The organism is Pedobacter sp. PF22-3 (genome assembly GCF_026239555.1).
GTDB lineage: Bacteria > Bacteroidota > Bacteroidia > Sphingobacteriales > Sphingobacteriaceae > Pedobacter.
Map to the genome: position 1 here is coordinate 141990 of NZ_JAPIVP010000014.1, position 6485 is coordinate 148474.

At 44.3% G+C, this 6485-nt stretch carries 2 protein-coding genes; both read left to right on the forward strand.

What is annotated here, in order from left to right; genetic code table 11:
- Nucleotide 1: 1 nt before the first annotated feature.
- Nucleotides 2–1123 (forward strand): AraC family transcriptional regulator, encoded by a 1122-nt coding sequence (locus OQX63_RS17490; RefSeq protein WP_265852110.1) that lies wholly within the window; start codon nucleotides 2–4, stop codon nucleotides 1121–1123.
- Nucleotides 1124–1241: 118 nt separating this feature from the next.
- Nucleotides 1242–6485 (forward strand): CshA/CshB family fibrillar adhesin-related protein (locus OQX63_RS17495; RefSeq protein ID WP_265852111.1); only part of this gene is annotated, 5244 nt, incomplete at its 3' end.

Below are 6485 nucleotides of genomic sequence, written 5' to 3' on the forward strand. Positions count from 1 at the left end.
TATGAATGAACCTACAATATTCCCACTGATTCCCTATCTTCTGTTATTGACCGGAACTATCAGTGCGATAAACATCTATATCGGATTTGAATACAACAGAAAAGATTTGTTTGGAAAAGTCATCAACGCATTTTCCATATTTGTGTTTTTCCATGCATTTTATGTCTTTTATCTGGAGAATTTCTACATACACCAGCGGTGGTTGGATAGGATGATGCCTTTCATATTTGTCTACGGTCCTTTTCTTTACTTTGCGCTTCGGGCAATGAAAGGAAAGACGATTTCTACGGTTAGGGTATTGATTCATTTAATCCCATTCGCAATCTTCTTTATTATCTTTATCCATTCGGCAATCTACGGTTGGCATAAGGATCCCCATATTTTCAAGCCAGTGATGCGAATAAGTGCATTGTGCTCGGTATGCTCTCTTTTAGGTTATACCTTTACCGGCATCTTTAGCAACGGAAGCAATGCAATCCTGCACATGAAGCGGAAACGTAATATCGTCTTAGTGGGCGGAATTATGATGCTGTTTGTCAGTATGTTCTTTATCGCTGTAAGCATCTCCATAGCTAAACACGGTACTGCCGCACAAAGCAGCTATGTGTTTCGAACAACTATTTATACATTCATGCTGATTATCTCAGTCCTGATTCTTGGTTATCTAAAAAATATGTTCCTTAAGGTTCACCGCGCTGATGGCGAGCGGCCTTTAGAGGAAGCTCTTGATAAAGATGCAACCCCTTTATATGCTAAGTCGAAATTATCGGATTTTCAGTTGCAGGAGTATACTTCTAAACTTAATGATCTCATGGATGCGCAAAAACCTTATCTTGATCCTGCTCTTTCCCTGGAAAATCTTGCACTCCAACTTAAAATTCCAGCCCACCACCTTACGCAAACATTCAATTTGCAGTTGCAGACCAATTTTACCAGCTTCGTTAACAAGCACCGCATAACATATGCTTGCCATATGCTCGATAACAAATCAGGGAGCAAGCTAACTATAGAGCAACTTGCTCTCGCAAGTGGCTTTAATTCAAAGATTTCGTTTAATAGAAACTTCAAATTGATAGTCGGCCTCACGCCTTCAGAGTACCTGCAAGAGGTCACCTCAACATAGATCATCCATGTGGGAAGTACGCCTGCCCATATGGATGATCCGTTACTAATGCCAGCATAAGTCATCTTTGCGCCCACTTAACGCTCCCCTATGTGTAAGGGGAAGATAAACTTATCGCATGGAAAAATTTTTACTGTATTTAAAACGAAACTTACGATTTCGGTACGCAATTGGATTGCTCGTTGCCCTAACTTTTTTCGTAAACAACGCCAGGGCGCAATATGCCATTGGCGGAACAGCTGGCGATCTTACCAACGCTGTATACTGGCTTACCTGGGATAATGCTACCCTGACTGAAAAGCCAGCTACTTTTACCAGTAACAATGTGGTAAATGGTACGTACCGCTGGATGTTCTCCCCAACAGTCCGCATTACGGCCATCATTTCTAACCGCACTACTAATGCTGGCGGAAATATGGTAGCCTATACGCCTGGTCAATATTCCGGTGATGGGCTCGACTTGATTTATTCTGGAAACGGACTTACTAAGCCAAATTCCAGGGGTGTGGTAAATTCGGGGCTTGCCACCACAACCGGCGCAACAATCAAGTTCGATATCGACGTAAAAGTTGATATTTTGATTAATGGGGTCTGGACAAACATTACTTACCCGGGTATGGTGATCGGCGATGCCGAATCTATTGATGCGAGTGGTGAATATATCCAGGGAACATCGCCTTCTTCTATTGCCTGGCAGTTGTTAAACAAGCGTACCAATGGTAATGCTAATGATGACCACTATAGAATGTTGCTTTCTAATGCAGGTAAGAAATTTAAACTTTCTGCTAACCTTCAACCCGGCAATTTTGGTATCCAGGCGGTTATGTTTGCCCATAATGCAAGCAACCTGCTGGATGTAGAGATGAAAGGTTCTGGTATTACCGCCATGGCCATCGGTTTTGTCTTGCCTTTTGATCTTGGAGATGCCCCGATCTCTTACGGTGATAAAGTTGGCCATTATATTGATAAATTTTTGATCACCGATTATTTTCCTGGTGATGGCGACTATGCCACTGTTAATTACCCTACTACACCGTTAACGCCTGAGGCTACGGTATATATCGGTTCGCCCAATGTAGATGCGGATGGTCTGGGTGCTCATGGACCCTTAGCTAATGCGGATAATAATACGCAGAATAATGATGAAAACACGATTGATGCTTCGGCCTTAGCCGAAATTAAGGTAAATCAGGCTGGGGATTATGTTCTGAGCTTTCCGGTTACTAATACTAAAAACGTGCCTGCTGTGGTACGCGGATGGATTGACTTTGATGGGGATGGTATTTTTTCTCCCAATGAAATGATCAGTGTTACTGTTCCGGCCAATGCTTCCAATTATACAGTAACGCTTACTTATCCTAATGCGTCTTTTATTAATGACATCAAAACTGGCCCGCTCTATGCACGGATCAGAATAACAACAAGTAATCTGATCGATGACCCTGCTACTCCGGTAGATGAGCGAAGCACGTCGTTCGCTGCCGATGGTGAAACAGAAGATTACAGGTTGAAAGATATTATTGGTCCGTCAATTTCTGGAAATGTGATTAACGACGGAAACGGTTTGAGTGATAATCAAATCTCCGGAACCGGAATCAACACGCTCAGCGGATCTCTATTATACGCTTACTTATTAGATAACACGAATAAAATTATTGCTAAAACGCCTGTTGCCGCTAATGGCAGCTATGAATTTGCCAACCTGAATAAGGGGACATATAGTGTGGCTATTTCTACTATTAATGTACCGGTGAACGGAACCAATACGCTAGCGAATATCCCGCCAACGATTCCCGCTGGCTGGAGTGCTGTAGGTGATTCGTTTGGCGTTAACAATAGTCAGACCGGATTTGAAGCTGGTGTACCTGATATGCGGGTTACTGTAGTGATACCTGGTTTAAGTATGGATGTAACAGCGGTAAACTTTGCCGTTGATCAAGTTCCGGTTGCTGTAAACGATGAAGTATCTACTACTATAGACACTGATTTGATTATTGACGTTCTTGCGAACGATACGGATCCAAACGGTAACGCAACAATTAATAAAACAACAGTTTTACTATTTAACCCAACAACAAATACCTATGGTACCAGCCTTACGGTAGCCAACCAGGGTATTTATACCGTCGATCAGGCAACTGGAAAAGTTACCTTTAACCCTGAGCCTGCCTTTATCGGTATTGCAACGCCGGTTAAATACACGGTAAAAGACAATGCAGGTATTGTAAGTAATCAGGGTACAATTACTGTCCGAATTAAACCGGTTGGGGTTAATGATGCCAGTTTAACTGCATTGAACACGCCGGTTACAACAGTTGTAAAATCCAATGATGGTGTCAGTGCATCGGGTACCACTGTTAGTAAAGTGGCTAATCCAACGCACGGTTCTGTTGTGGTTAATGGTGATGGCACAATTACCTATACGCCAACAAATGGTTATATCGGTACGGATACATACACCTACAAACTTACTACTGGCGATCTGGTAGATTCTGACCCGATTACGGTAACGATCACCATTGGTACCAATCCGAAAATATCTTTAGTTAAATCGATAACGAATACGGGTAGCGGTGCTGATGGCACTTTCAAACTTGGTGATGTGATTAATTACAGCTTTAAAGTCAAAAACGAAGGGGATGTAATATTGAACACGGTCGCTTTAGCTGAAAGTCTGCCTTTTGTTACCTTAACTGGCCCTACAGGCGATACTGGTAACGATCAGCTGCTTAGTGTTAGCGAAGTATGGACTTATTCAGGTACATATACGGTTACCCAGGCTAATGTTGATGCTGGTAAGGTAACAAACCAGGCTACTGTTACTGCTAAGGACCCAATCAATACACCTGTAAGTGATATTTCGGGATCTACTGCTTTAAATGATACGCCAACTGAAACGATCATCACACAAACCCCGGTTATTAAATTAACTAAAACCGGAACTTACGCAGATACCAATGGCGACGGTAAGGTAAACCTTGGCGACAAGATCAGCTATACTTTCAAAGTTGAAAACACGGGTAACGTAACGGTGAGCGGTATCGTTATTACCGACCCTAAAGTAACCGTAACCGGTGGTCCGGTAACATTACTTCCTGGCGCTGCAGACTTAACTACATTTACTGCTTCTTACACGGTAACACAGGCCGATATTGATAAAGGCGCGGTGTACAACATTGCAACCGCAACGGGTAAAGATCCTAAAGGCAACAACGTTATCGATCAGTCAGAAAGTGGTAACCCTTCAGGTCCTGGTACACCTCCTGTTGATCCTGCCTGTCCGGATTGTACCATTACGCCACTTCCGCAGACCCCGGTAATCAGATTAACCAAAACCGGAACATACGCAGATACGAACGGCGACGGTAAAGTAAACCTTGGCGACAAGATCAGCTATACTTTCAAAGTTGAAAACACTGGAAACGTAACGGTGAGCGGCATCGTTATTACCGACCCTAAAGTAACCGTAACCGGTGGACCGGTGACTTTGCTTCCCGGTGCAGCCGACCTATCAAGCTTCACTGCTTCTTACACGGTAACACAGGCCGATATTGATAAAGGCGCTGTTTACAACATCGCAACAGCGACTGGTAAAGATCCTAAAGGAAACAACGTTACCGATCAGTCTGAGAGCGGTAACCCTTCAGGTCCTGGTGCGCCTCCTGTTGATCCTGCCTGTCCGGATTGCACGGTTACGCCACTTCCGCAGACCCCGGTGATCAGATTAACCAAAACCGGAACATACGCAGATACGAACGGCGACGGTAAAGTAAACCTTGGCGATAAGATCAGCTATACTTTCAAAGTTGAAAACACGGGTAACGTAACGGTGAGCGGCATCGTTATTACCGACCCTAAAGTAACCGTAACCGGCGGACCGGTAACTTTACTTCCTGGTGCAGCAAACTTATCAAGCTTCACTGCTTCTTACACGGTAACACAGGCCGATATTGATAAAGGTGCTGTTTACAACATTGCAACAGCCACTGGTAAAGATCCTAAAGGAAACAACGTTACCGATCAGTCAGAAAGCGGTAACCCTTCAGGTCCTGGTACACCTCCTGTTGATCCTGCCTGTCCGGATTGCACGGTTACGCCACTTCCACAGACCCCGGTGATCAGATTAACCAAAACCGGAACTTACGCAGATACGAACGGCGACGGCAAGGTGAACCTTGGCGACAAGATCAGCTATACTTTCAAAGTTGAAAATACTGGTAACGTAACGGTGAGCGGCATCGTTATTACCGACCCTAAAGTAACCGTAACCGGTGGTCCGGTAACTTTACTTCCTGGTGCTGCCGACCTATCAAGCTTCACTGCTTCTTATACTGTAACACAGGCCGATATTGATAAAGGTGCGGTTTACAACATTGCAACAGCGACTGGTAAAGATCCTAAAGGAAACAACGTTAGCGACCAGTCTGAAAGCGGTAATCCTTCAGGTCCTGGTACACCTCCTGTTGATCCTGGCTGTCCGGATTGCACGGTTACGCCACTTCCACAAACTCCGGTTATTAAATTAACTAAAACCGGAACTTACGCAGATACCAATGGCGACGGTAAAGTAAACCTTGGCGACAAGATCAGCTATACCTTCAAAGTTGAAAACACTGGAAACGTAACGGTAAGTGATATCGTTATTAATGACCCTAAAGTTACTGTTGTTGGTGGACCGGTAACATTACTTCCTGGCGCAGCAGACCTATCGAGCTTCACAGCTTCTTATACTGTAACACAGGCCGATATTGATAAAGGCGCTGTTTACAACATTGCAACCGCAACGGGTAAAGATCCTAAAGGAAACAACGTTACCGATCAATCTGAAAGTGGTAACCCTTCAGGTCCTGGTACACCTCCTGTTGATCCTGCCTGTCCGGATTGCACGGTTACTCCACTTCCGCAGACCCCGGTTATTAAATTAACCAAAACCGGAACATACGCAGATACCAACGGCGATGGTAAAGTAAACCTTGGCGATAAGATCAGCTATACTTTCAAAGTTGAAAACACGGGTAACGTTACGGTGAGCGGCATCGTTATTACCGACCTTAAAGTAACCGTAACTGGTGGACCGGTAACATTACTTCCTGGCGCAGCGGACTTAAATACATTCACTGCTTCTTATACAGTAACACAGGTCGATATTGATAAAGGTGCTGTTTACAACATTGCAACAGCAACGGGTAAAGATCCTAAAGGAAACAACGTTAGCGATCAGTCTGAGAGTGGCAACCCTTCAGGTCCTGGTACACCTCCTGTTGATCCTGCCTGTCCGGATTGCACGGTTACGCCACTTCCGCAGACCCCGGTAATCAGATTAACCAAAACCGGAACATACGCAGATACCAATGGCGACGGC